The sequence below is a fragment of the Rhodococcus sp. B50 genome (genome assembly GCF_013602415.1).
In the GTDB taxonomy this organism is placed as follows: domain Bacteria; phylum Actinomycetota; class Actinomycetes; order Mycobacteriales; family Mycobacteriaceae; genus Rhodococcus.
Genome location: NZ_WPAG02000002.1, coordinates 5,043,234 through 5,064,399 on the forward strand (window position 1 = coordinate 5,043,234; position 21,166 = coordinate 5,064,399).

Consider the following 21,166-nt stretch of genomic DNA (forward strand, 5'->3'; position numbering starts at 1 on the left):
CAGCCGCAAGCGAGCTGTCGTCCAGGGGATGAGGAGCGGGCATGGCCAGGATCGCGACGATCGAGACTTCGGTGGCGCCGGCGCGAGTGTGGGAGATCCTCGCGGACGGCTGGCGGTACGCGGGATGGGTCGTGGGGGCGTCCCGCATTCGGGCGGTGGACCAGGCGTGGCCCGAAACGGGTACACGGATCCACCACTCGGTGGGCCTCTGGCCGTTCCTGCTCGACGACCACACCGAGGTCTGCGCGATGGTGCCCGAGCGAGAACTCGTGCTGCGCGCACGCGCCTGGCTGTTCGGTAAAGCCGAGATAGCGATCACCGTCGAACCTACACACGAAGGCGGTACGCGCGTGGCGATGGCCGAGCACATCGTCGCGGGACCGTACGCACACGTCCCCGATCGTGTTCAGGAGGAACTGGTGTTGCCACGGAACCAGGAATGTCTGCGGCGGCTGGTGCTGCTCGCCGAAGGCGCCACCGAATGAGCGACACGACGGTCGATGCGGTCGTCATCGGGGCCGGGCAGAACGGCCTGACGGCCGCCGCGGTACTCGCCGACGCCGGGTGGGACGTCCTCGTGCTCGAAGAGCAACCCGAGCCCGGCGGGGCGGTACGCAGCGCCGAACTCCATCCCGGATTCCGTGCCGATCTGTTCAGCGCGTTCTATCCCCTCGGTGTGGCCTCACCTGCCTTCCAGGCCCTCGATCTGGAGTCGCACGGCCTCCGGTGGGCGCGATCGCCCAAGGCATTCGGTCATCCGCTCGGGCCGGACGACGAGGACGCGATCGTCGTCTCGCCGGATCCGGCGGACACGGCAGCCGATCTCGAGCGCCGCTGCGTCGGTGACGGTGCGGCGTGGCTGGCGCTGTTCGAACAGTGGAAACAGGTGCGCGGCGCACTGCTCGAACTGCTCCTCGGACCCTTTCCACCGGTTCGGGGCTCCGTGGACCTGCTACGGACCATGAAGACGGGGGACCTGCTGCGCTACGCACGCATGCTCGCGTTGCCCGTCACCCGGATGTCCGCCGAACTGTTCGGTGGTTCGTCGGCGAGGCTGCTGCTCCTGGGCAATGCGATGCACGCCGACACGCCGCCCGAAGCGCCCGGCAGCGGCGTCATGGGGTACATGCTCACTATGCTCGCGCAGGACGTCGGCTTCCCCGCCCCGGTCGGTGGCGCGGGGGCCCTCACCGACGCGCTGGTCCGGCGTGGCAGCTCGGTGGGTGCCGAACTGCGATGCAACTCGCCCGTGGTCGGCGTGGAGGTGCAGGCCGGGAAGGTGTCCGCCGTGCGCACCGCGGGTGGTGACCGGGTGAGGGTGCGACGCGCCGTCCTCGCCGACGTCTCGGCTCCCGCTCTGTACACGCAGCTCCTGCCGGCCGACGCCGTCGGTTCGCGCGTGCTCGACGACCTCCGGAAGTTCGAATGGGACACCCCGGTGGTGAAGGTGAACTACGCTCTCGACGGCCGCGTGCCGTGGCGTTCGCCGTCGCTGAGTGGTGCCGGCACCGTGCACGTCGGTGCCGACACGAACGCGATGATCAGGTGGTCGGCCGATCTGTCCACCGGCGTCGTCCCCGAATCGCCCTTCCTGTTGTTCGGGCAGATGACCACGACCGACGCCACGCGGTCGCCGGAGGGAACCGAAAGCTGCTGGGCCTACACACATCTGCCGCGTGGCGTCACCGACGACGCGGCAGCCGATCTCCTCGCCGAACGCGTCGACGCGCAACTCGAGTCCTACGCACCGGGATTCGGTGCACGTGTGGTCGGGCGACACGTACAGCGACCCGGTGACCTCGAAGCGGCCGACGCGAATCTCGTCGGCGGCGCCGTCAACGGGGGAACCGCGCAGGTCCACCAACAGTTGTTCCTCCGGCCCACTCCTGGATTCGGCGGACCGCGAACTCCGGTCGACGGTGTGTATCTCGCCGGCGCGGGTGCGCATCCGGGCGGTGGAGTCCACGGTATGGGTGGCTGGAACGCCGCACACGCCGCGCTCGCGGACGGGAAACGCACAGCTCCGGTGACCCGTCGCGTGCGAAATGTTGCCCGTCGGGTGCTGTTCTCGTGACACAGGGCGCCGCTCGCGGATCGGTGGCGTGTTTCACACGGAAGTCGTGCGGGTATCCGCCCGCGAACGGACGGATCCGGGTCTTCGGCCCGGTGTGGTGGAGATGCCGTCGGGCTCGAGATACCGAGGTGGTGTGACGTGACAGCTTCCCTGGCGCTGGACGGATCGGATTCGCCGCGGGTATGGCGCCTTCCGGGTGTGTACCGCCCCCAGGAGGATTCGTATCTGCTCGCAGGTGCGCTTGCGGACGCAGGCGGCACGAAAGGTGCGAAGGTACTCGACTTCTGTACCGGGACAGGGTTTCTGGCGGTGAATGCTGCCATCCTCGGTGCTTCCTCGGTGACGGCCTTCGACATCAACCCACGCGCGGTGCTCAGTGCACGCCTCAACGCGTGGGCGCGTCGACTGCCGATCCGTGCCCGGCAGGGGGGCCTGGACGAGGCGTTGCGCCACGGTCCGTTCGATGTCGTGCTGTCGAACCCGCCGTATGTTCCATGTGAGGGCGAAAGCCGTGATCCGCGCTGGGATGCCGGCGCCGACGGACGCTGCGTTCTCGATCCGCTGTGCGACAGCCTGCCCTCGTTGCTCGCTCCGGGCGGATTCGCGCTGATCGTGCACTCCGAGTTCTCCGGTGTGGATGCGACGGTGTCCCGTCTGCGCGATGCGGATCTCAAGGCGTCCGTCGTCGCCCGTAGCCGGATCCCCTTCGGGCCGGTACTCCGCAGCCGCGCCGGATATCTGTACTCGTCACAGCTGGCGGAACCAGGGGCTCTCACCGAGGAAATGGTGGTCGTGCGCGCCGACCGTCCCCACACGAGGAGTTGAGAACGTGAGCAGGGCACCGAAGATCACGCAGTTCACCGCGGACGGTGAACGGGAAGCACACGTGGTGCGGCAGGTGCGGGGTGGCCCGGCCCTCGTCGAGGGCCCGGTTCGGATCGTCGCCGAGGACGGCGCCGAGACCGTGTCGGACCGATTCGTGGTGGCTGTGTGCCGTTGTCACCGGAGCGCCTTGTACCCCCTCTGCGACACCAGTCATCGCGCTCTCCGGACGCCGAAGACGGCGGCTGCGCGCACCGATACCGAACATCACTGAGACGGAACCGCGAGTCCGGGCCGGTCCCTGCACGGGGGCCGCCCGGATGTCGTCCTGGGGAGTGCGGTCGGCCGGTCGAGGCGTCCTACGGGTGCACGTCCGGCGGTGGACGGTCCGGATACGACGGATCCCGGGTGCTCGGAAGCACCCGGGATCCGAACTCCGGCCTCGTGCCGGACGTCTCCTTCCGGCACGGACGATCGAAGGGGTCAGTACCAGTGTGCGCGTCCGCCGATCGCACGGCCCGTCGCGCCCAGGATCGCAAGGATCACGCCGATCACCAGGAGTATCACTCCGAGTGTGGTGAGGATCGAGATGCCCGTGAAGAACCCCACCACCAACAGAATCAGACCCAGAATGATCATTGTCGCCACCTCAGATGTCATGTCCGAGACCTGGAAGTCTCGGAGCCCGGCGATCGAATAACCGGGTTGGTCCGTTTCCAAACGTTTGTGACAGGAGAAATTCGGACGAAAGTCCTTCCGGCGCCGGCCGAAGGTCGTCGAGCGAGCCCGAATGTTTGGATCTTGCCGTGTCTCGGGTATTCGCCTGCCGACACACCCGAGAGCATTCTGGAGGAAGATATGTCGAAGTCGAGCTACACGGTCCCCGGCCTGAGCGATGCCGACGGCTCGCGCACCGCGCAGATTCTCCAGGAGCGCCTGAGTGCCTACAACGACCTGCACCTCACGCTGAAGCACATCCACTGGAACGTCGTCGGCCCTAACTTCATCGGCGTCCACGAGATGATCGACCCGCAGGTCGAGCTCGTACGCGGCTACGCGGACGAAGTCGCCGAGCGGATCGCCGCGCTCGGTGCGTCCCCCAAGGGCACACCCGGCGCCATCGAGAAGAACCGCACGTGGGACGACTACTCGGTCGGCCGTGACACTGCGCAGGCGCACCTCGCCGCCCTCGATCTCGTCTACGACGGGCTGATCACCGACAACCGTAAGGCCATCGACGAGGTCGGCAAGCTGGATCCGATCACCGAGGACGTCCTGATCGGCCAGACCGGTCAGCTCGAGAAGTTCCAGTGGTTCGTCCGTGCACACCTGGAGAACGCGTCCGGCGCTCTCTCGAACGCGGACGCGAAGACGGAGAAGGACGCAGCGGAATCGGCCCGCTGACCGAGACACTCGGACGACACGGACGGCGCTGACGATGCAGATGGCCTCGACGTCCCGGACCGGACTGCCACGACGCATCGTCGTCACCGGAGCGAGCGGAAACGTCGGCACGGCGCTTCTGCGCCGGCTGGCCGCTCATCCCGCACAACTCGATATCGTCGCGATCGCGCGCCGGATTCCTCCGGCGCGCGATCCGTATTCGGCGGCGACGTGGTGTGCCGTCGACCTCGCGGATCCCGATGCCGCACAGGTGCTGGCGCCGATCTTCGCGGGAGCCGATGCCGTCGTCCACCTGGCGTGGGGATTCCAGCCCTCACACCGCCGCGACTACCTCCGCCGGGTCGCCGTGGACGGTACCCGCGCCGTGCTGACCGCCGCTGCCGACACCGGTGTCGGGCACGTGATCCACATGTCCTCGGCCGCCGTCTACTCCGGGGGCGCATACGGCCGGGAAGTCGACGAGTCGTGGGCCCGCGACGGTGTGCCCACCTGCGTGTACAGCGTCGACAAGGTCGCGGCGGAGAAGTTCCTCGACGACTACGAGACGGGTACGAGCGTTCCCGTTCTCACGCGCTTCCGGCCGGGGTTCATCGGACAACTGGTCTCCGGCTCGGGCCTCGAACGTTACGTGCTGCCCGAGTTCGTGCCCGCCGGCATCACGAACCACCTGCCGGTGATCCCGATCGACCACGGTCTCACCATTCCTGCCGTGCACTCCGACGATGTCGCGGACGCGCTGGTCGCCGCGCTCGAGCGTCGGGCGCCCGGTCCGTTCAATCTGGCGGCGCCGACTCCGGTGGGAGCGCGGGATTTCGCCGCTCCGTTCGATTGCCCCACGGCCCCGGTGCCGCGATGGGGGCTGTCGGTGCTCGCCGAAGCGACCTGGCGCCTCCGGCTGCAACCGGTGCAGGGTGGCTGGATCGACCTCGCGTACTCCTGCCCGCTGCTCGACTGCGGCAGGGCTCGGGAAGACCTCGGGTGGTCGCCGAAACACGATGGTCCGGATGTCTGGGCCGAGACGGTACGCGGAATGCGCAGCGCGACGGGCACGGACAGTCCTGTCCTTTCTCCGCGCAGCGCACGGCAACGCCTTGCCGCACTCGTCGAGCGTGGACCCATCGACCGTCGGATTCCGTCGTAACACTTTCCGGCGCAGAATCATCCGCGTCCAGTTCGGTCGCCCTGTGGTTTCGCGGACGGCCGGATGCGGTATCCACGACCATGACGAAACCATCGAATCGAGCTCACGCTCCCACCACTGCTTCCCGAGCTTCGGGCTGGATCGGATACGCCTGCATCCTCGCGGGGATCGCCGTCGTCGCTCTCGTCCTCTACGCGGCGGGCGACGGCTTCGAAGGATGGGTGCTCGTCGGTGCCGTCGCCGCGGCCGTGCTCATCGTCGTCGGCGTCGTGATGTCCGCTCTCAATCTCCGTCGACGCCGCCTCCGCGGCTCCGGTGGTACCCCTACACACGAACCCGGTCTCCTCGACTGAGCCGGATCCCGGCACGAACGACGTGGAGCCTCGGGATGCAGTGCCCCGAGGCTCCACGTCGCTGCCGCGTGTCCGCCCCTCAGACCGGCGCCCCGGCCGGCGTGAGAAGCGAGCTGCGTCCCGCTGCCCAGCTGCCCAGTAGATGGCTCCCGAGCCGGCCCTCCAGGAACTCGATGGCCTGCGCGCCGAACGAGATGTCCTGCGCCCGAGCCGGATCCTGTTCGAGGATGTAACCCACCACGTCGTGCCGCAGGACGAGCTCGTGGACCGCGTCCGCCTCGATGTGCTCGGAGTAGAACAGGACGCACGCGTCGTCCGCACCCAGGCGTTCGAGCGCTTCGACCATGCGTCGGGCGCTCGGGGCGGTGGTGATCTCGGCGGCGGCGAACATGCCGACCAGCATCGGTGTGTACGCGCGGTGCAGGCCGCACAACGACATGAAGTTGACAGTGGCGAGGGTGACAGCAGGAACGACATCGAGATATCCCAGATAGTCGTCCTTCAGGCCGGCCGCGAGCAGCAGGTCGGCGAACAACCGCGAATGCATGCGCTCCGCGCGGCCGCCGCCGTACTCGTCGAACTCGACGGCGACCAGCGCAGCCTTCGCGCGACCGGACAGCCGGGGGATCGCGAGAGCGTGCGGGTCGGCCTCCTTGAGGTGGTAGATCGAGCGGTGGACGAAGAACTCGCGCATCATCTCCCACGTGCCGTTCGCGGCGAGTTCGTGGGAGACGCCCCACGAGTCGTCGGGTTCGCGGCACAGGTCCTCGAGGACGCTCTGCGGGTCGTCCGAGGCCGGTACGTCGGCACGCAACCGATCGAGGAAGATGCGTTCGAGCCGCGTCCGGACGCCGAGGGGGCCCGGTGCCCACTCCCATGCGGGGTCGACACCCGCGAAGCCGCGGTAGTGGAGCTCGTAGAGAACGGCCAGGGCGAGTTGGACGTCCTCGCCGTAGGCATCCGCGCCGTCGGTCGCGACGTCCCACGTAGCATCGTCCACCGGGCCGCCGAGTCGCTCGACGATCTCGGCGGAGATGGGTCCGCGGGGCGTGGGAAGCGGAGCGTCGTGCACATCGCACATCCGGGTCTCATGGGCCATGCGGGCGGATTACCCTCTCGGAGGCTCGCAAAAACGACCCGGCGAGCGGTGCCGGCTGTGAATACCGGAACGGCCTGTGGGTATCCGGCGGCCATGAGCGAGGACCGCGAACGAGAACCCCACACCATCGACTATCCCGGCGAAACCGACGACATGGCCGAGCGTCCCGCCGACGAGATGCGCGGCTACGTCGGACGCGGGTTGCTGTCGGGCCGCAAGGCCCTCGTCACGGGCGGCGACTCCGGAATCGGACGTGCGGTCGCGGTCGCCTTCGCGAAGGAGGGCGCCGACGTCGCGATTGCGTACCTCGAAGAACACCGCGACGCCGAGCGCACCGCCGACCTCGTGCGACGCGAGGGTCGGAAGTGCCACGTCATCGCGGGTGACCTCGGGGACGCGCAGCACTGCCGGTCGGTAGTGGCCGAGACGGTGGAGCAACTCGGCGGACTCGACATCCTCGTCAACAACGTGGGCACCCAGCAGCCTGTCGACGACCTCGCCGAGCTGAGCGAGGAACAGTGGCGGCACACCTTCGCCGTGAACATCGACAGCTTCTTCCACGTGACCAAGGCGGCGCTGCCGCACCTGACGCCGGGTGGCTCCGTCATCAACACCGCGTCGGTCAACGGACTGCGTGGCAACAAGACGCTCATCGACTACTCGGCGACGAAGGGCGCCGTGATCGCGCTGACCTACTCGCTCGCGCAGGCGCTGCAGGACAGGCAGATCCGGGTGAACTGCGTGGCGCCCGGACCGGTGTGGACCCCGTTGATCCCGGCGACCATGGACGCCGAGAAGGTGTCGGAGTTCGGGCAGCAGGCACCCTTCGGGCGCGCCGCGCAGCCCGACGAGATCGCCCCGTCCTACGTATTCTTCGCGTCGGAGACGATGTCCTCGTACTACAGCGGCGAAGTGCTCGCCCCGCTCGGCGGCGAGACCATGCCGGGCTGAATCCGGGGTGGGGTGGGCAGAGAGCAAGAACGGTCGGGCGGCGGCCGGGGTCTGCGCGCGACACTGAACGCATGACCCTCGGCCGTGACCGACTCCGGGAACTGCTCGACGCCGTTCTCGACGAGAACAACGCAACCCTCGAACGGATGGCGCAGCACGCCTACGCCTCGCCGTGGCACTTCAGCCGCACCGTCGCGGTCGGTACCGGCGAGTCGCCGGTGGCGTTGCGGCGCCGGGTGATGCTCGAACGCGCCGCCTGGCAGCTGCGTCACGGCAGGTCGGTCACGGATGCGGCGTTCGCCGCCGGTTACGACAGCGTCGAAGGATTCGGACGCGCCTTCGCCCGCGCCTACGGATATCCACCGAGCGTGGCCGCCCGGGTGCTCGGCACGGGCGGGAGCGACCACTGGCTTCCCGCCCCCAACGGCGTCCACTTCCATCCACCCACCAATCTGTGGGTCGAGGAGGACGGGCGACGGCCCGCGGCGCCCGACTATCCGGCAGCCGAGGTCCTGGCGCAGATGGTGCAGCACGATCTCGCGGACACTCGCTATCTCCTCGGCCGGGCCGCGGAACTCGACGACGACGAGCGCGAACGGATCCGGTTTCCCGGCCTCGTCGTGCTCGAGTGGGACGGCCCCGAGGAATCCGTGTCGCGGGTGCTCGGCAACCTCGTGCGAGCGAAGGAGGTCTGGCTGGCCTCGATGATCGGTGCCGACCAGCCGGTGGAAGAGGACGGCGGAATCGACGTGCTGGCAGCACGTTTCGAGGATGTCGCGCCGCGGTGGGTGGAGACGATCCGCGACATCCATCGCCGTGGGGCCTGGGGCGACGTACTCATCGACGCCCTGTGCGACCCTCCCGAGAGCTTCGTCCTCGCAGGGGTGGTCACCCATGTCCTCACCTTCGCCGCGCACCGCCGCCAACTCGCCCGGCACATGATGCGGGCGGCCCGCCTCGACGTCGATCACGGCGATCCACTCGACTGGAACAGGAGCACCCCGTGACCCGGATGATCTACTACACCGCAAGCACACTGGACGGCTTCCTCGCGACCGAGGACCATTCGCTCGACTGGCTGCTCACCCGCGAGACGGGAGACAGCGGACCCGTAGGGTACGAGGAGTTCATCGCCGGTATCGGCGCCATCACGATGGGGTCGTCGACCTACCGCTGGGTTCTCGACCACGCGGGTGAGGACAAGTGGGAGTACGACCTGCCCTGCTGGGTGTTCACGCATCGCGACGACCTGCCCGTGGCCCGGGCAGGGGACGAACCCGGCGACATCCGCTTCACACAGAAGGACGTCCGGCAGGTCTACGCCGAGATGGCCGCGGCCGCGAACGGCCGCGACCTGTGGATGGTGGGCGGCGGTGACCTCGCCGGACAGTTCGCCGAGCACGGCCTGCTCGACGAACTCGTCGTCTCGTTCGCGCCGGTGACCATCGGATCCGGCCGGCCGTTGCTCCCGCGGCACGTGGAGATGCGTCTCGTCGAGATCGGGCAGAGCGGGGAGTTCGCCGTCATGCGCTACGAAGTGTTCAAGGACGCCACCAGTCGGTTGTGATGTGCGTCACCTGCAGGTACCGTCGGCATCGAGAGGGACACACCTCGTCCAAGGAGGCCGGTCGTGAAACTCAATCTCTTCGTAGCGTGGAGCGCCTACGCGCTCGCCCTGGCTTCGGTCCTGATGATCGCCCTGACGATCGTCGCGGCCGGTTACGGATTCGAGGGCTGGGCGATCATTGCGGCAATCGCTGCGGTCGTCGCGCTCGGAGCGGCATTCGGCATGGTCGCCGGAACCGTTCGCCGCGACCACAAGCGGCATTACGACACACCGCACCTGTTCTGAGGGTCGTACGAGACGCGAGTCGGTGAGAGCCGGCTCGCGTCCCTCACCCCGCACGACCTCCTCATGACTCTGCGAGTCGGCGTTTCTCCGTTTCGATGTCGAAAGTGGGCTCCGGCCAGTCGAGGTCGAGACGTTCGAAGGCGTCGATGAGCAGTTCCGTGACCGCGAGGCGGCTGTACCACTTGCGGTCGCACGGAATGACATACCAGGGCGCGACGTCGGTACCCGTCCGGTCCAGCATGTCCTGGTAGGCCTGCTGGTACTGCGGCCACAGTGCGCGTTCCGAGACGTCGCTCGGGTCGTACTTCCAATGCTTGTCGCGGCGCTCGAGACGTTCGGCGAGGCGTTTCTTCTGTTCGTCCAGCGAGACGAACATCGCCACCTTCACGATGGTCGTGCCCTCGCGGACGATCTCGCGTTCGAACCGGTTGATCTCGTCGTAGCGTCCGCGCCAGACGCTCTCCGGCACCAGCGATCTCACCCGGGCGACGAGCACGTCCTCGTAGTGCGAGCGGTCGAAGACGCCGAGTTGCCCGTTGCGGGGGAGGGCCTTCGAGATCCGCCACAGGAAGTGGTGCCGCTTCTCCTCCGCGGTCGGGACACCGAAGGCCGTATGGTCGACGCCCTGCGGGTCGACGTGACCGACGACGTGACGCACCATGCCGCCCTTCCCGGCGGTGTCCATGCCCTGCAGTATCAGCAGGATCGAGCGGGTGCCGCCGGTCCGGCCCTCCGCGAACAGCATCTCCTGCAGTCCGGAGAGAGCCGCACCGCGTTCGGCGAGCAGACGCTCGCCGAGAGCCTTGTCGCCGTCGAATCCAGGCGTGGCGTTCGTGTCGATCTCGGCGACGCGCGTGTCGGGCCCTGCCCGCAGTGCTTCGATGATCGAGGCGGGTCGGAAGACGTCGTCCTTCGGCATGCCGGAAAGCGTGTCACACATGCGGCTCTCAGACGGGATCCACGCCGTTCGCGTCGGTGACGGAATGGACGCCGTTCGCGTCGGTGACGGAATGGACGCCGTTCGCGTCGGTGACGGAATGGACGCCGTTCGCGTCGGTCGGGAGCGGGTACGGCGGGCGTGAGATGCCGTCGACCATGTGGCTGCCCCACAGGTCGATCTCCGAGATGCGGGCTGTCGCCGTCTCCGATGCGCCCGGAACCGCGATGATCACGGTGGTTCCCGGCGCGGGGGAGACGTCTGCGCCGAGGGTGTCCGTGAGCTTGCGGAGCCGGCCCCGCCATACGTGCCGGCCGAGCAGCGGGTCGAACCGGCCGGAGATCTCGACGTCGACGGAGGCCGTGCGGTCTCCCACGGTGACCTCGGCGGGACCGCGATATCCGGGATCGTCCTCGTCGTGCAGATCGTCCGAGTGGTCGCTCATGCCCGCACTATACGTGCAACTTCGAGTTACAGTAAAGGAGTCGATCAGGACGTGGGTGACGACTCCGGCAGGAGCGGGTGCGACTGCGACTTGAAACGCACCGGGGATCCGGCGACGCCGGCGATGCCGGTCATGCCGCCCCAGACCATCATCGTCAGGTAATCGATGAGGTCTTCGGTGGTCATCGACTTGTTCGAGATCCACCAGTGCGTCGCGAGCTGGATGCCGCCGACGATTCCGTACGCCCACGGCACGGCACCGCCCGAATCCATCTCGAGCAGTCGCAGTCGCTCGCCCAGCACGGTCGCGACGAGTTCGGCGATCATCCGTTCGGAGTCCGCCACCACGTCGCGTCCCGCCGACGCGCTGTTGCTCATCACGTACAGGTAGACCTCGGGATCGTCGGCGACGGTCTCGACGTACGCCGTGATCGCCTCCCGGGTGAGTTCGTACTCGTCGAGATCCTCCGCCACCGCCGCGTAGATCCGGGGGGCGAGAACCGTCTCGACGTACCGCAACATCGTGGCGGTCGTCAGGTCGCTCTTGTCGGTGAAGTACCGGTAGAGCACCGTCTTCGACACGCCGATCTCGGCGGCGATCTCATCCATGCCGATCTCGTGTCCGCGGGCGCGGATCGCGTTGATGGTGCCGTCCACGAGTTCTTCCCGGCGAGCGATCTTGTGCTCGTGCCAGCGCCGTTTGCGGCCGTCCTGCTTGACGGGCGGGGCGGCCTCGGTCGAGGTCGGGTTCGAAGTCGTCTGCGGTCTGCTGGACACTGTGTGGCACATCCGTTCGGTGTCGATCGTCGGCTCAGTCTACGATCCGGCCTTCCGTCCTTCAGAACTCGAGGCCGATCCGTCCGCCGAGTGTCGACTTTCGGCACAATCGATCGGGTGCAGCTCCTGACGACCGACGACGAGATCAAACGCCGAGACCTCCGCCGTATGAAGGCGGTCGCGACCGGTTTCCTCGTCGTTGCCGCGATCATCTATCTCTTCTGCCGGTGGCAGGAAACCCGCGGCGCCGGTGCGTGGGTGGGTTACGTGCGGGCCGCGTCCGAGGCCGGCATGGTCGGCGCGCTCGCCGATTGGTTCGCCGTGACCGCCTTGTTCCGGCACCCCTTGCGGATTCCCATCCCGCACACGGCGATCATCAAGCGGAAGAAGGACCAGCTCGGAGCCAACCTGAGCTCGTTCGTCGGCAGTAACTTCCTCGCACCCGAGGTGGTGTCCGCCAAGGTCGAGTCGGCGCAGATCCCGCTGCGGGTCGGTACCTGGCTCGCCGAACCCGACAACGCCGCCCGGGTGGCCAAGGAGACCTCGACGGTCCTGCGGGGGGTGGTCGGGATCCTGCGCGAGGACGACATCCAGCAGATCATCGACCACACCATCGTCAAGCGCATCGCCGAGCCGGAATGGGGACCGCCGATCGGGCGCGTCCTCACCGAGCTCCTCGCCGAGAACCGGCACCTCCCGCTCGTCGACATGCTCGCGGAACGAGCGCACCAGTGGGCGCTCGGGAGCCAGGAGACCATCGATCGCGTGATCAGCCGCGACTCGCCGTCCTGGTCGCCGAAGTTCGTCGACCTGTTGCTCGGCGAGAAGATCCACCGTGAACTCGTGGAATTCACGTGGAAGGTCCGTTCGAATCCCGACCACGAGGTGCGTCTCGCGGTCAACAAGTTCCTGGCCGACTACGCCCGCGACCTGCAGAGCGATCCTGTGACCATCGCCAAGGCAGAAAAGGTCAAGGCCGAGATCATGGGTCGGGACGAGATCACCGGGCTCGCGGCGGCGACCTGGCGGACGGCGAAGCGGATGATCCTGGACTCGGTAGACGACCCGAACAGCACCTTGCGCACGAAGATCGCGGAGAACGTGATGGCGTTCGGCATCCGGGTCCGCGAGGACGCCGAACTGCGAACCAAGATCGACGGCTGGCTGCTCGACGCGGTTCGCTTCGTCGCGGCCAACTACGCCGACGAGATCACCTCCGTGATCCGCGAGACCGTCGAACGCTGGGACGCGGAGGAGGCCAGCCGCAAGATCGAGCTCGCAGTGGGGCGCGACCTGCAGTTCATCCGCATCAACGGTACGGTGGTCGGCTCGCTCGCCGGACTCACGATCTACACGGTGTCCGAACTGCTGTTCGCGTGACAACCATCGCGTGCTAGCAGAGTGCTTGCTGTAGCTAGCACCTGGCGGTAGAGTGGATCTCGTGTCCACGGAACCAGATCCGATCGAGGGCTCGGACACGCCGGACGACAGTGCCGGGCCGGGGGATATCGCCGCACGGGTGGTCAACCATGCCGCCCAGGACATCGGTGCATTCATCCGGTCCCAGCGCGAGGCTGCTCAGGTCTCACTCCGGCAGTTGTCGCAAGTGGCCGGTGTCAGCAATCCGTACCTGAGTCAGATCGAACGCGGCCTGCGCAAGCCGTCCGCGGAAGTGCTCGCCCAGATCGCCAAGGGGTTGCGGCTCTCGGCAGAGGTTCTCTACGTACGAGCCGGGATCCTCGAGCATCGAGCGGCAAGCGCCGTGCGCGACGCGGTGCTCGTCGACACCGTTCTCACCGAACGGCAGAAGCAGGTCCTGCTCGACATCTACGACTCGTTCTGCCGGGAGAACCAGCAGGACGCCGGCGATGCCCGGCCCGACCATCCGACAGACTTCGACGAGGAGAAATCTCCATGACCGATCCCACCAGCATCCGAACCTCCCTCTACGCCGCGGTCGGTGCCGGCGACGCCGTCGTCCAGGCCGTCGCCGACCTCGTGGCCCAGGCGCGCCGTCGCGCGGAGACCAACCGCAACGAGGTGGCCGAGCGGGTCGAGACCGCGCGCGACCGCTTCGCGACCCTGCCTGCCGATCTCACCGAGACCGTCGAGTCCCTCCGTGAGCGTCTCGCCGAACTTCCGGCAGAGCTGCCCGAGGAGATCGCGGAACTGCGCGAGCGTTTCAGCGCCGAGGAGCTGCGCAAGGTGGCCGAGGCGTACCTGAAGGTCGCATCCGACCTCTACACCGCCCTCGCCGAGCGCGGCGAGGAGACCATCGAGCGCCTGCGTACCCAGCCGGCCCTCGAGGACGGCATCGGTCGCGCCGAAGCGGTGCTCGGCGACGCCGCCGATCTCACCGAGGAAGCCCTCGGAACGGTGGCCCGCCGGACCCGTGAGGTCGGCGAGCAGGCCGCGAAGCTCGCAGGTCGTGCGGCCGGTCGCATCTCGGAGGCGAGCGACGAGGTCGGCGAGGCCGTGTCGAGCGCCGGTGACAAGGCCGCCGAGCGCGTCGTCGAACTCGGTGAACGTGCCGAGGAGACGGGCTCCGAGACCGCGGGACGTGTCGAGTCGGCACGTGGCGAGGTCCGCGAGGCGGCCGACAAGGCTGCCGAGAAGGTCGAGTCGGTGGCCACGCCGGTCGAGCCGGTCGCGGTCGCCCCCGCCAAGGCTCCGGCCAAGACCCCGGCCAAGGCTCCCGCCAAGACGCCCGCGGCGAAGGCTCCGGCCAAGACCGCCGCCAAGGCTCCTGCCAAGACGCCGGCGGCGAAGGCTCCTGCCAAGAAGACTCCTGCCAAGAAGGCGGCGCCGCGCAAGACCAGCGGCTCCTGACCTGGGGTGATCGATCGGCCCCTGCGCGAACTCGCGCAGGGGCCGATTCTCGTAGACTGGTGAGGTGACGAATGTCGATTCTCTTGCCGGTCTGATCATCCTCGCGCTGCAGATCATCGCCATTGCGGGGGCGGGATTTGCGTTGTTCCACGTGGTGCGTCAGCCCGCCGAGGCGTTTCCGGCCGTCGACAAGCTGAGCAAGCCCATCTGGCTCGGCATCCTCGTGGCCGCATTGCTCGTCCTCGTCGTCTTCGGTGCGGTCGGCCTGCTCGGCATCATCGCCGTCGTGGCGGTGTGCGTGTACCTCGTGGACGTCCGTCCGCGCGTCGAGGAGGTTCAGCGTCCTCGGTGGTGACCGAGGAGGTTCGGCGTCCTCGGTGGTAGAGCGCATGCGCGTGCGTCTCGCTTGACAAGTGTGATCCAGATAATGACACTTCGGGTAACGGATAATTTCCGAGACGAGGTGGTCGGCGATGACGCTCCTGCGAAAGCACGACAACCTGCCGGGTGAGCATTTCGCGCACAACCGGCAGGAGACCGCGCAACGCCTGCTCGATTCGTCGGCACGGCTGTCCTACGAACCCGGCCTCGAGATCGACTGGGACGCGCCGCTCGTGGACGGCAAGTACGGCATGACGCCGGAGTGGTGCAGCCTGTACGGCACCGATCTGTGGGAACGCATGTCGGAAGACCAGCGCATCACTCTCACCGAGCACGAGGCCGCGAGCATCGCCGGCACCGGCATCTGGTTCGAGATGATCCTCATGCAGATGCTCGTGCGCGACCTCTACCGGCATGATCCGGCGACACCCTACGTGCAGTTCGGTCTCACCGAGATCGCCGACGAATGCCGGCACTCGATCATGTTCGCCCGGTCGGCGCAGCGGTACGGGATCCCTTCCTACCGGCCCAAACGCTGGATCCGTGAGACCGGGCGACTGTTCAAGGCGGTCGCGCGCGGAGCCCTCGCCTACGGCGGCACCCTGTTCGCCGAGGAGATCCTCGACATGATGCAGCGCGACTTCCTGCGCGACGAACGGGTGCAGCCGATCACCCGGACCGTGAGTCACATCCACGTCGTGGAGGAGTCGAGGCACATCCGCTACGCCCGCGAGGAGACCCGCAGGCGGTCGGCACGGCTCAGCCGCCTCGAACGGGCCTGGATCCGGATCCATCTCGGCGTGAGTGCCTACTTCGTCGTCACCAGCCTCGTGAACGATCAGGTGTACGCCGCAGCCGGACTGGACGTCGACGAAGCGAAGAAGGCCGCGCGGGAGAACCGGCACTATCACGACAGGCTCCGTCAGGGCACCCGCCGCACGATCGAATTCCTCGACGAGGTGGGGCTGATCGGCGGCCCGTCCACCCTGCTGCTGCGTCGCGCGCACGTTCTGTGACACCGCGCCGCTCCACCGAACCGACAGGAGATCTGCACCCGTGAGAAAGCCGTCCCCGACCGCGTCGATCGTCGCGGGATCGATCGTCCTTGCCGCCGCGGCCTCCACCGCCGTCGTCGTTCGCCGACGGCGCCGGACGGTCGTCCGTGCCGAGGAACTCGCGCCGCACGCCCTGCTGCGGGAGCCGGACATCGAACCCGAGGCGGTCGACGTGCGTACCGACGACGGTGCCCGCCTCAACGTGCTCGCGTACGGCGCTGCGGACGCCCCCGTGCTGGTGTTCTGCCACGGCTGGACCTGCAATGCCGCCTACTGGACCCCGCAGATCAACGCGTTCGCGGAGAACTACCGCGTCGTGGTGTACGACCAGCGCGGACACGGCGACAGCGAGGCCGGCGCGCGACCCCTCGGAGCCGACGTGCTCGCCGACGATCTCCAGGCGGTCCTCGATGCCGTCGTCCGGCCCGGATCGAAAGCCGTCCTCACCGGCCACAGCATGGGCGGCATGAGCATCATCGCGTGGGCCGAGAAGTATCCCGAGAACGTCGATCGCACGGTCGCGGGTGTGCTGCTCGCGAGCACCGGCACCGACCGGCTGGTCGCGGACTCGGCGATCGTGCCGCTGCCGGAGCGGTTCCCGCGCGTGCCGGTGCCCGTCGCGAGCCGGCTCATGGGCGCGACGGTGCCGTTGGCGTCGTCCTCCGTGACGACCCGGGCACTGCGGTACGTCGCCTTGTCGCCCGGCGCGAGCACTGCTGAGGTCGCCTTCTGCGAGCGGATCGTGCTCGGTTGCCCGCCGCGCACGCGGGGCGGCTGGGGCAGGGCTTTGAGCGCCATCGACCTCCGGGAAGGTCTGCAGAATCTCACCGTGCCGACGACGGTGCTCGTCGGCACGGCGGATCGCCTGACCCCACCCGTGCATGCTCGGCGTCTCGCCGAGGAACTCGAGCGCGCGGGCAATCTGGAACGTCTCGTGGTGCTCGACGGCATCGGGCACATGAGCTCGGTCGAAGCGATCGACAGATTCGACGAGGAACTCGCGCACCTCGTCGAGCGAGCGGGCGTACCCGTCGGCTGAGCCGATTCCCCGTTCGCCCGCGGGCTACCGGAAGACGACCGTCTTGCTGTCGTGCACCAGCACGCGATCCTCGAGATGCCAGCGCAGGCCGCGCGACAGGACCAGCTTCTCGACGTCTCGGCCCTGACGCACCATGTCGCTCACGCTGTCGCTGTGACTGACCCGGACGACGTCCTGCTCGATGATCGGGCCGGCGTCGAGCTCGGCGGTGACGTAGTGGCAGGTCGCGCCGATGAGTTTCACACCACGTGTGAACGCCTGGTGGTAGGGACGCGCGCCGATGAACGAGGGCAGGAAGCTGTGATGGATGTTGATCGCCCGGCCGGCCCAGTGCTCGCACAGCGCCTCCGGTAGCACCTGCATGAACCGGGCGAGGACCACTGCGTGCGGGTCGTATGCGTCGACGAGCTTGCGCACCTGTTCGAAGGCCGGGCCGCGCTCGGCGGGATCCTTCGGGAACGACACGTAGTGGAACTCGATGCCGTGCCGCTGCGCGACCGGTTCGAGATCGCGATGGTTGCCGATGACGGCGCACACCTCGGCGTCGAGTTCGCCTGCTGCGACCCGCCCGAGAATGTCGTGCAGGCAATGCGCTTCCTTGCTGACGAGCAGCACGATGCGCTTGCGCTTGCCGGTGTCGGAGAGCGTCCATTCGGTCTGCGGACCGATGTCGGCTGCGACGCCCGCGAACTTCTCGCGCAGTTCGTCGAGACCGAACGGAATCGACGACGCCCGGACGGCCTGCCGGGTGAAGAACCAGCCCGTGTCCTGGTCGGCGTGGTAGGCCGCTTCGACGATCGAACCCCCGACCTCCGCGAGAAAAGTCGAGATGCGGGCGACGATCCCGGTGGTGTCCGGGCAGCCCAGTGTCAGAACGTAACGTCGATCGTCGGCGGAGGAGGCGAGCGTCATGCCTCAGATTGTCTCAGGTGTCGCCGAGGGCACGTCCGCCGGTCGTCAGCCCGACACCGGAGGGCGCCGCACGGTGGCCGTCGCCACGAGGGTGGTGGCGTCGATCGTGTGCAGGCCGCGTGCCGTGACCTCGTCGGCGATCTGGTGCCGTACCGCCGCCACCTGCTCGGAGTCGAGCCCGGTCAGCGCCGCACGCAGGCCGGTGCCCGTCACGAGCGACCAGCACAGCTCGTCCGTCGCGGGAAGCAGATTGGACAGCGTGCGGACCTCCACGGAATCCGTCCCCGCCTCCGCCAGCCACGCCTCGAGAGTCCCCGGAGTGTCGATCCGGTGCAGGGGCATGCGATCGCGCAGAGCGCCGCGATCCCGCGGCTCGGGGGAGTGGCGGGCCGCGACGTCGAACACGATCGACGAGAACTCCTCCATCGCACCGCGTCGCCACACCGTCACACCGGCGCGTCCGCCCTGCCGCACGAGCGAGACGAGGCGCCAGAAGGTGCGATCCATGTCCGGGAGGAAGAACACCCCGTAGGAGACCGCCAGCACGTCGTAGCCGGGAACGGGTACGTCCGAAGGCGGTTCCCACAGCGAGGCGTCCGCGCACACGAATTCGATGTTCTTCAGGCCCCGGCGTTCCGCGGTCAGACGGCCGCGTTCGAGCATCTCGTCGGCGATGTCGACGCCGTGGACGAGTCCGTCGGGTCCGACGGCCGCGGCGGCGGGAAGCGCGGACGATCCCGTTCCGCAACACGCGTCGAGCACCGCCTCGCCCGGCGAGACACCCAACTGGAAGACCAGTGCCTGCCCGGCCGGTCCCCACACCGTCGGGGTGAGGTCGTCGAAATCACCACTCGCCGCGTCGAAGGTGCGGGCGGTCTCGGTGGAGTCGGTCCAGGGATTCTCGGGCTCGTCCCGTCGTTCGTCGTTCATCCCTGCTCCTCGAGATCGTAGAACGGTTCGGCATACCGGAAGGTGCCCCGAAGCGCGGGGTCGTGTGCCGTGAGCGCCCGGGCCTGGAAGTGGGAGTCCCATTCTTCGACGTCCGGGGAGATCCCGAGTTCGGCGGCGGGCACGAAGCCGAAACGGGGGTAGTAGTCGGGATGTCCGAGCAGGAGCACGAGCGACTCGTCCAGCGCGTCCGCCGCACCGAGCACGGCGTGCATGAGTGCGCCGCCCACACCGGAACGCTGCAGGTCGGGCCGGACACCGAGCGGACCCAGACCCAATGCAGGTGTGGTGCCGACGTGTCCTCGGGTGGCGACGACGTGCCCGACGATCGCCCCCGTGCCGTCCTCGGCGACGAGCGACAAGGGTGGCAGCCACGCATCGCTCGCGCGCAGTGACACGACGAGACCGGGCTCGACCGGCTCGTGGCCGGGCGCGGCGAACGGAGCGAACGCGGCCCGGTGCACGTCTGCGATCGCACGGACGTCGGCAGGAAGCTCTCGACGGATCAGCACGCGATCATTGTGGGTGGCCGAAGGACTCCCGCGCGAGTGGATTACCGAAGCCGGGATGCGGTGCCGGACGACATGCGGGTGCCGGACGGTCGGGCCTGCCGTGTGGGAAGCTGCACTCATGTCCGGAACCCCGCTGACCCGCGCGCAGGTCGCGTCGATGATCGACCACACCCTCCTCAAGCCCGAAGCGTCCTCGCAGGACGTGCGGGCCCTCGTCGACGAAGCCGTCGAGCTCGGCGTGTACGCGGTGTGCGTGTCGCCGTCGATGCTGCCCCTGCGGGCCGAGGGGGTCACGATCGCGACGGTCGTCGGATTTCCGTCGGGCAAGCATCATTCGCTCATCAAGGGCGCCGAGGCGCGACTCGCCGTCGACGAGGGCGCACGCGAGATCGACATGGTGATCGACGTGGGAGCTGCGGTGAGCGGCGACTACAACGCCGTCCTCGCCGACATCCTCACGGTGCGCGAATCGATCGGATTCGACCCGGTCCTCAAGGTCATCATCGAGTCCGCGGTGCTCTCCGACGAGGCGATCGTGGAGGTGTGCCGCGCCGCGGAGAAGGCCGGGGCGAATTTCGTGAAGACCTCCACCGGCTTCCATCCTGCGGGCGGCGCCACCACCCACGCGGTCGCGCTCATGGCGGAGACGGTGGGTGGCCGGCTCGGCGTCAAGGCCAGCGGGGGAATCCGCACCGCCGAGGACGCGGTCGCGATGATCGAGGCCGGTGCCACACGCCTCGGGTTGTCCGGCAGCCGCGCCGTGCTGGACGGTCTGCAGGGCTGAGCAGTGCTGGACGGTCTGCAGGGCTGACCTTGTCGGTCACGACAGCAGGCCGCAGCTGCCCTGCTGTGGCGATTGTTCCTGTCCCTGCTGTCCCTGCGGGTTCTCCGGCAGCACGAAGCGTCCACCTTCGAGGCGGAGTTCGACGCCCGAGTCGGTGACGTCGACCTCGGTGGCCTGCATGCCCAGCGGATACTGCTGCAGACCCGACGTGAGGATCTGAACGACCCCGTCGACGAGTGCCGTCGGGAGGCCGATGCCGAGGATCGAGGCGTCGGTCGTCTCGACCGTCACGAGGCCGCCGTTCACCACCGGTCGTGCGGTGAACTCCGCGAGACCCTGCCCGCCGACCGTGAACGTCAGGGTGCCTGCGTTCTCGTCGGCCGTGACGTCGGTGACGAGCGCTCCCACCGACTGGCTCTGCACGGTGGCGAGGATCCCGGAGACGGGCCACGACACGTCGGCGCTCGAGCTGCCGATGGTGCCGGCTCCCTCTGCGGAATCGCGCAGGTCGACGTCGTTGACCTCGGCGTGCACCTGCATCTGCTGGGCGGGGCCGAAGGCGGTGTCGTCGCTGTCGAGGGCCACCGAAGGCACCTGGCGGTCGAGCAGTTGCAGCAGTACCGGCTTCCAGCTCAGGTCGACGTCGACTCCGGTGCCGAGCTCGCTCTCGAAGGACTGGGCGAGGCAGGTGGTCGCGCGGTTGCGGACGTAGACCTCCGCGCCCACCAGGACGGCGACCAGCGCCGCGACGAGAACGACGGCGATCGTGACGGTGCGGTTGCGCTTCCGTTGCGTCATGATCGTCGATTCTCCCGGACAACTCTGAGGATCGACTGAGCACACGGCCGCAGG

Annotated in this window: 27 protein-coding genes; 18 read left to right on the forward strand and 9 right to left on the reverse strand. The window is 68.1% G+C overall.

Features of this window, described 5'->3' with window-relative positions; genetic code table 11:
- Positions 1-41: 41 nt before the first annotated feature.
- From GON09_RS23450 to GON09_RS23465, 4 genes are all read left to right on the forward strand, one after another.
- On the forward strand, positions 42-485 hold the full coding sequence (locus GON09_RS23450; protein ID WP_213933996.1) for an SRPBCC family protein: 444 nt from the start codon (positions 42-44) through the stop codon (positions 483-485).
- Positions 482-2,074 (forward strand): phytoene desaturase family protein, encoded by a 1,593-nt coding sequence (locus GON09_RS23455; RefSeq protein ID WP_213933997.1) that lies wholly within the window; start codon positions 482-484, stop codon positions 2,072-2,074. The genes GON09_RS23450 and GON09_RS23455 overlap by 4 nt, the downstream gene beginning before the upstream one ends.
- A gap of 198 nt (positions 2,075-2,272) precedes the next feature.
- Entirely contained in the window at positions 2,273-2,899 is a 627-nt protein-coding gene (locus GON09_RS23460; RefSeq protein WP_213934614.1) for a HemK2/MTQ2 family protein methyltransferase, read from the forward strand.
- A gap of 4 nt (positions 2,900-2,903) precedes the next feature.
- Positions 2,904-3,170, forward strand: coding sequence for a CDGSH iron-sulfur domain-containing protein (locus GON09_RS23465; protein ID WP_213933998.1), 267 nt, complete (start codon positions 2,904-2,906; stop codon positions 3,168-3,170).
- 209 nt (positions 3,171-3,379) lie between these two features.
- Here GON09_RS23465 and GON09_RS23470 read toward each other — a convergent pair whose 3' ends face one another.
- Positions 3,380-3,535, reverse strand: a complete 156-nt coding sequence (locus tag GON09_RS23470; RefSeq protein WP_006552398.1) for a DUF6131 family protein — start codon at positions 3,533-3,535, stop codon at positions 3,380-3,382.
- Between the two features lie 219 nt (positions 3,536-3,754).
- Here GON09_RS23470 and GON09_RS23475 point away from each other — a divergent pair, with 219 nt between their 5' ends.
- From GON09_RS23475 to GON09_RS23485, 3 genes are all read left to right on the forward strand, one after another.
- Entirely contained in the window at positions 3,755-4,300 is a 546-nt protein-coding gene (locus tag GON09_RS23475) for a Dps family protein (protein WP_213933999.1), read from the forward strand.
- A 34-nt stretch (positions 4,301-4,334) separates the two neighbouring features.
- Positions 4,335-5,441 carry an NAD-dependent epimerase/dehydratase family protein gene (locus tag GON09_RS23480; protein WP_213934000.1) on the forward strand — a complete coding sequence of 369 codons (1,107 nt, stop codon included), beginning with the start codon at positions 4,335-4,337 and terminating at the stop codon, positions 5,439-5,441.
- Positions 5,442-5,521: 80 nt separating this feature from the next.
- Positions 5,522-5,794 carry a hypothetical protein gene (locus GON09_RS23485; RefSeq protein WP_213934001.1) on the forward strand — a complete coding sequence of 91 codons (273 nt, stop codon included), beginning with the start codon at positions 5,522-5,524 and terminating at the stop codon, positions 5,792-5,794.
- Positions 5,795-5,873: 79 nt separating this feature from the next.
- On the opposite strand, the gene GON09_RS23490 is transcribed toward GON09_RS23485, so the two are convergent.
- The gene (locus tag GON09_RS23490; protein ID WP_213934002.1) at positions 5,874-6,893 is read right to left on the reverse strand and encodes an iron-containing redox enzyme family protein; all 1,020 of its coding nucleotides are present in this window, start codon (positions 6,891-6,893) and stop codon (positions 5,874-5,876) included.
- Between the two features lie 93 nt (positions 6,894-6,986).
- On the opposite strand from GON09_RS23490, the gene GON09_RS23495 reads away from it, so the two are divergent.
- The 4 genes from GON09_RS23495 to GON09_RS23510 all read left to right on the forward strand — a co-directional run bounded on the left by GON09_RS23495 (position 6,987) and on the right by GON09_RS23510 (position 9,696).
- Positions 6,987-7,844: an SDR family oxidoreductase gene (locus GON09_RS23495; RefSeq protein WP_213934004.1), complete on the forward strand. Its 858-nt coding sequence runs from the start codon at positions 6,987-6,989 to the stop codon at positions 7,842-7,844.
- A gap of 71 nt (positions 7,845-7,915) precedes the next feature.
- Entirely contained in the window at positions 7,916-8,851 is a 936-nt protein-coding gene (locus tag GON09_RS23500; protein WP_213934005.1) for a helix-turn-helix transcriptional regulator, read from the forward strand.
- The gene (locus GON09_RS23505) at positions 8,848-9,411 is read left to right on the forward strand and encodes a dihydrofolate reductase family protein (RefSeq protein ID WP_213934006.1); all 564 of its coding nucleotides are present in this window, start codon (positions 8,848-8,850) and stop codon (positions 9,409-9,411) included. The genes GON09_RS23500 and GON09_RS23505 overlap by 4 nt, the downstream gene beginning before the upstream one ends.
- A gap of 63 nt (positions 9,412-9,474) precedes the next feature.
- Positions 9,475-9,696 (forward strand): hypothetical protein, encoded by a 222-nt coding sequence (locus GON09_RS23510; protein WP_213934007.1) that lies wholly within the window; start codon positions 9,475-9,477, stop codon positions 9,694-9,696.
- A gap of 61 nt (positions 9,697-9,757) precedes the next feature.
- Here the strand turns inward: GON09_RS23510 and GON09_RS23515 are convergent, their stop codons facing one another.
- The 3 genes from GON09_RS23515 to GON09_RS23525 are packed head-to-tail and all read right to left on the reverse strand — an operon-like array spanning position 9,758 to position 11,866.
- A complete protein-coding gene (locus tag GON09_RS23515) occupies positions 9,758-10,615 on the reverse strand; it encodes a polyphosphate kinase 2 family protein (RefSeq protein WP_213934008.1) in 858 nt (285 codons plus the stop codon).
- 28 nt (positions 10,616-10,643) lie between these two features.
- Positions 10,644-11,078: a DUF4873 domain-containing protein gene (locus GON09_RS23520; RefSeq protein WP_213934009.1), complete on the reverse strand. Its 435-nt coding sequence runs from the start codon at positions 11,076-11,078 to the stop codon at positions 10,644-10,646.
- 44 nt (positions 11,079-11,122) lie between these two features.
- Complete coding sequence (locus tag GON09_RS23525; RefSeq protein WP_213934010.1) at positions 11,123-11,866, reverse strand: TetR/AcrR family transcriptional regulator; 744 nt, start codon at positions 11,864-11,866, stop codon at positions 11,123-11,125.
- A 156-nt stretch (positions 11,867-12,022) separates the two neighbouring features.
- Here GON09_RS23525 and GON09_RS23530 point away from each other — a divergent pair, with 156 nt between their 5' ends.
- The 6 genes from GON09_RS23530 (at position 12,023) to GON09_RS23555 (ending at position 17,158) form a co-directional block, all read left to right on the forward strand.
- Positions 12,023-13,234, forward strand: a complete 1,212-nt coding sequence (locus GON09_RS23530) for a DUF445 domain-containing protein (protein ID WP_244866949.1) — start codon at positions 12,023-12,025, stop codon at positions 13,232-13,234.
- Positions 13,235-13,295: 61 nt separating this feature from the next.
- Positions 13,296-13,772 carry a helix-turn-helix domain-containing protein gene (locus tag GON09_RS23535; protein ID WP_307854480.1) on the forward strand — a complete coding sequence of 159 codons (477 nt, stop codon included), beginning with the start codon at positions 13,296-13,298 and terminating at the stop codon, positions 13,770-13,772.
- Complete coding sequence (locus GON09_RS23540) at positions 13,769-14,683, forward strand: heparin-binding hemagglutinin (protein ID WP_213934012.1); 915 nt, start codon at positions 13,769-13,771, stop codon at positions 14,681-14,683. Before GON09_RS23535 ends, GON09_RS23540 begins: the two co-directional genes overlap by 4 nt.
- A gap of 64 nt (positions 14,684-14,747) precedes the next feature.
- Positions 14,748-15,038 carry a DUF2516 family protein gene (locus GON09_RS23545; RefSeq protein ID WP_016934518.1) on the forward strand — a complete coding sequence of 97 codons (291 nt, stop codon included), beginning with the start codon at positions 14,748-14,750 and terminating at the stop codon, positions 15,036-15,038.
- A gap of 118 nt (positions 15,039-15,156) precedes the next feature.
- Positions 15,157-16,080, forward strand: coding sequence for an AurF N-oxygenase family protein (locus GON09_RS23550; RefSeq protein ID WP_213934013.1), 924 nt, complete (start codon positions 15,157-15,159; stop codon positions 16,078-16,080).
- 40 nt (positions 16,081-16,120) lie between these two features.
- Positions 16,121-17,158: an alpha/beta fold hydrolase gene (locus tag GON09_RS23555; RefSeq protein ID WP_213934014.1), complete on the forward strand. Its 1,038-nt coding sequence runs from the start codon at positions 16,121-16,123 to the stop codon at positions 17,156-17,158.
- 24 nt (positions 17,159-17,182) lie between these two features.
- On the opposite strand, the gene purU is transcribed toward GON09_RS23555, so the two are convergent.
- Genes purU through GON09_RS23570 form a run of 3 tightly spaced genes read right to left on the reverse strand, consistent with a single transcriptional unit; the run spans position 17,183 to position 19,530 of the window.
- Entirely contained in the window at positions 17,183-18,070 is an 888-nt protein-coding gene (purU, locus tag GON09_RS23560) for a formyltetrahydrofolate deformylase (protein WP_213934015.1), read from the reverse strand.
- Positions 18,071-18,115: 45 nt separating this feature from the next.
- Positions 18,116-19,000: a class I SAM-dependent methyltransferase gene (locus GON09_RS23565; RefSeq protein WP_213934016.1), complete on the reverse strand. Its 885-nt coding sequence runs from the start codon at positions 18,998-19,000 to the stop codon at positions 18,116-18,118.
- On the reverse strand, positions 18,997-19,530 hold the full coding sequence (locus GON09_RS23570; RefSeq protein WP_213934017.1) for a GNAT family N-acetyltransferase: 534 nt from the start codon (positions 19,528-19,530) through the stop codon (positions 18,997-18,999). The genes GON09_RS23565 and GON09_RS23570 overlap by 4 nt, the downstream gene beginning before the upstream one ends.
- A gap of 118 nt (positions 19,531-19,648) precedes the next feature.
- On the opposite strand from GON09_RS23570, the gene deoC reads away from it, so the two are divergent.
- Positions 19,649-20,314, forward strand: a complete 666-nt coding sequence (deoC, locus tag GON09_RS23575) for a deoxyribose-phosphate aldolase (RefSeq protein WP_213934018.1) — start codon at positions 19,649-19,651, stop codon at positions 20,312-20,314.
- 36 nt (positions 20,315-20,350) lie between these two features.
- On the opposite strand, the gene GON09_RS23580 is transcribed toward deoC, so the two are convergent.
- On the reverse strand, positions 20,351-21,112 hold the full coding sequence (locus GON09_RS23580) for an LmeA family phospholipid-binding protein (RefSeq protein WP_213934019.1): 762 nt from the start codon (positions 21,110-21,112) through the stop codon (positions 20,351-20,353).
- Positions 21,113-21,166: the final 54 nt, after the last annotated feature.

Bases quoted from the DNA above. Each gene is read 5' to 3' on its own strand.
- GON09_RS23450 (WP_213933996.1), top strand. From the start codon at position 42: ATGGCCAGGATCGCGACGATCGAGACTTCGGTGGCGCCGGCGCGAGTG.
- GON09_RS23455 (WP_213933997.1), top strand. From the start codon at position 482: ATGAGCGACACGACGGTCGATGCGGTCGTCATCGGGGCCGGGCAGAAC.
- GON09_RS23470 (WP_006552398.1), bottom strand. From the start codon at position 3,535: ATGATCATTCTGGGTCTGATTCTGTTGGTGGTGGGGTTCTTCACGGGC.
- GON09_RS23475 (WP_213933999.1), top strand. From the start codon at position 3,755: ATGTCGAAGTCGAGCTACACGGTCCCCGGCCTGAGCGATGCCGACGGC.
- GON09_RS23480 (WP_213934000.1), top strand. From the start codon at position 4,335: ATGCAGATGGCCTCGACGTCCCGGACCGGACTGCCACGACGCATCGTC.
- GON09_RS23485 (WP_213934001.1), top strand. From the start codon at position 5,522: ATGACGAAACCATCGAATCGAGCTCACGCTCCCACCACTGCTTCCCGA.
- GON09_RS23490 (WP_213934002.1), bottom strand. From the start codon at position 6,893: ATGGCCCATGAGACCCGGATGTGCGATGTGCACGACGCTCCGCTTCCC.
- GON09_RS23495 (WP_213934004.1), top strand. From the start codon at position 6,987: ATGAGCGAGGACCGCGAACGAGAACCCCACACCATCGACTATCCCGGC.
- GON09_RS23500 (WP_213934005.1), top strand. From the start codon at position 7,916: ATGACCCTCGGCCGTGACCGACTCCGGGAACTGCTCGACGCCGTTCTC.
- GON09_RS23515 (WP_213934008.1), bottom strand. From the start codon at position 10,615: ATGCCGAAGGACGACGTCTTCCGACCCGCCTCGATCATCGAAGCACTG.
- GON09_RS23520 (WP_213934009.1), bottom strand. From the start codon at position 11,078: ATGAGCGACCACTCGGACGATCTGCACGACGAGGACGATCCCGGATAT.
- GON09_RS23525 (WP_213934010.1), bottom strand. From the start codon at position 11,866: ATGTGCCACACAGTGTCCAGCAGACCGCAGACGACTTCGAACCCGACC.
- GON09_RS23530 (WP_244866949.1), top strand. From the start codon at position 12,023: ATGAAGGCGGTCGCGACCGGTTTCCTCGTCGTTGCCGCGATCATCTAT.
- GON09_RS23540 (WP_213934012.1), top strand. From the start codon at position 13,769: ATGACCGATCCCACCAGCATCCGAACCTCCCTCTACGCCGCGGTCGGT.
- GON09_RS23550 (WP_213934013.1), top strand. From the start codon at position 15,157: ATGACGCTCCTGCGAAAGCACGACAACCTGCCGGGTGAGCATTTCGCG.
- purU (WP_213934015.1), bottom strand. From the start codon at position 18,070: ATGACGCTCGCCTCCTCCGCCGACGATCGACGTTACGTTCTGACACTG.
- GON09_RS23565 (WP_213934016.1), bottom strand. From the start codon at position 19,000: ATGAACGACGAACGACGGGACGAGCCCGAGAATCCCTGGACCGACTCC.
- deoC (WP_213934018.1), top strand. From the start codon at position 19,649: ATGTCCGGAACCCCGCTGACCCGCGCGCAGGTCGCGTCGATGATCGAC.
- GON09_RS23580 (WP_213934019.1), bottom strand. From the start codon at position 21,112: ATGACGCAACGGAAGCGCAACCGCACCGTCACGATCGCCGTCGTTCTC.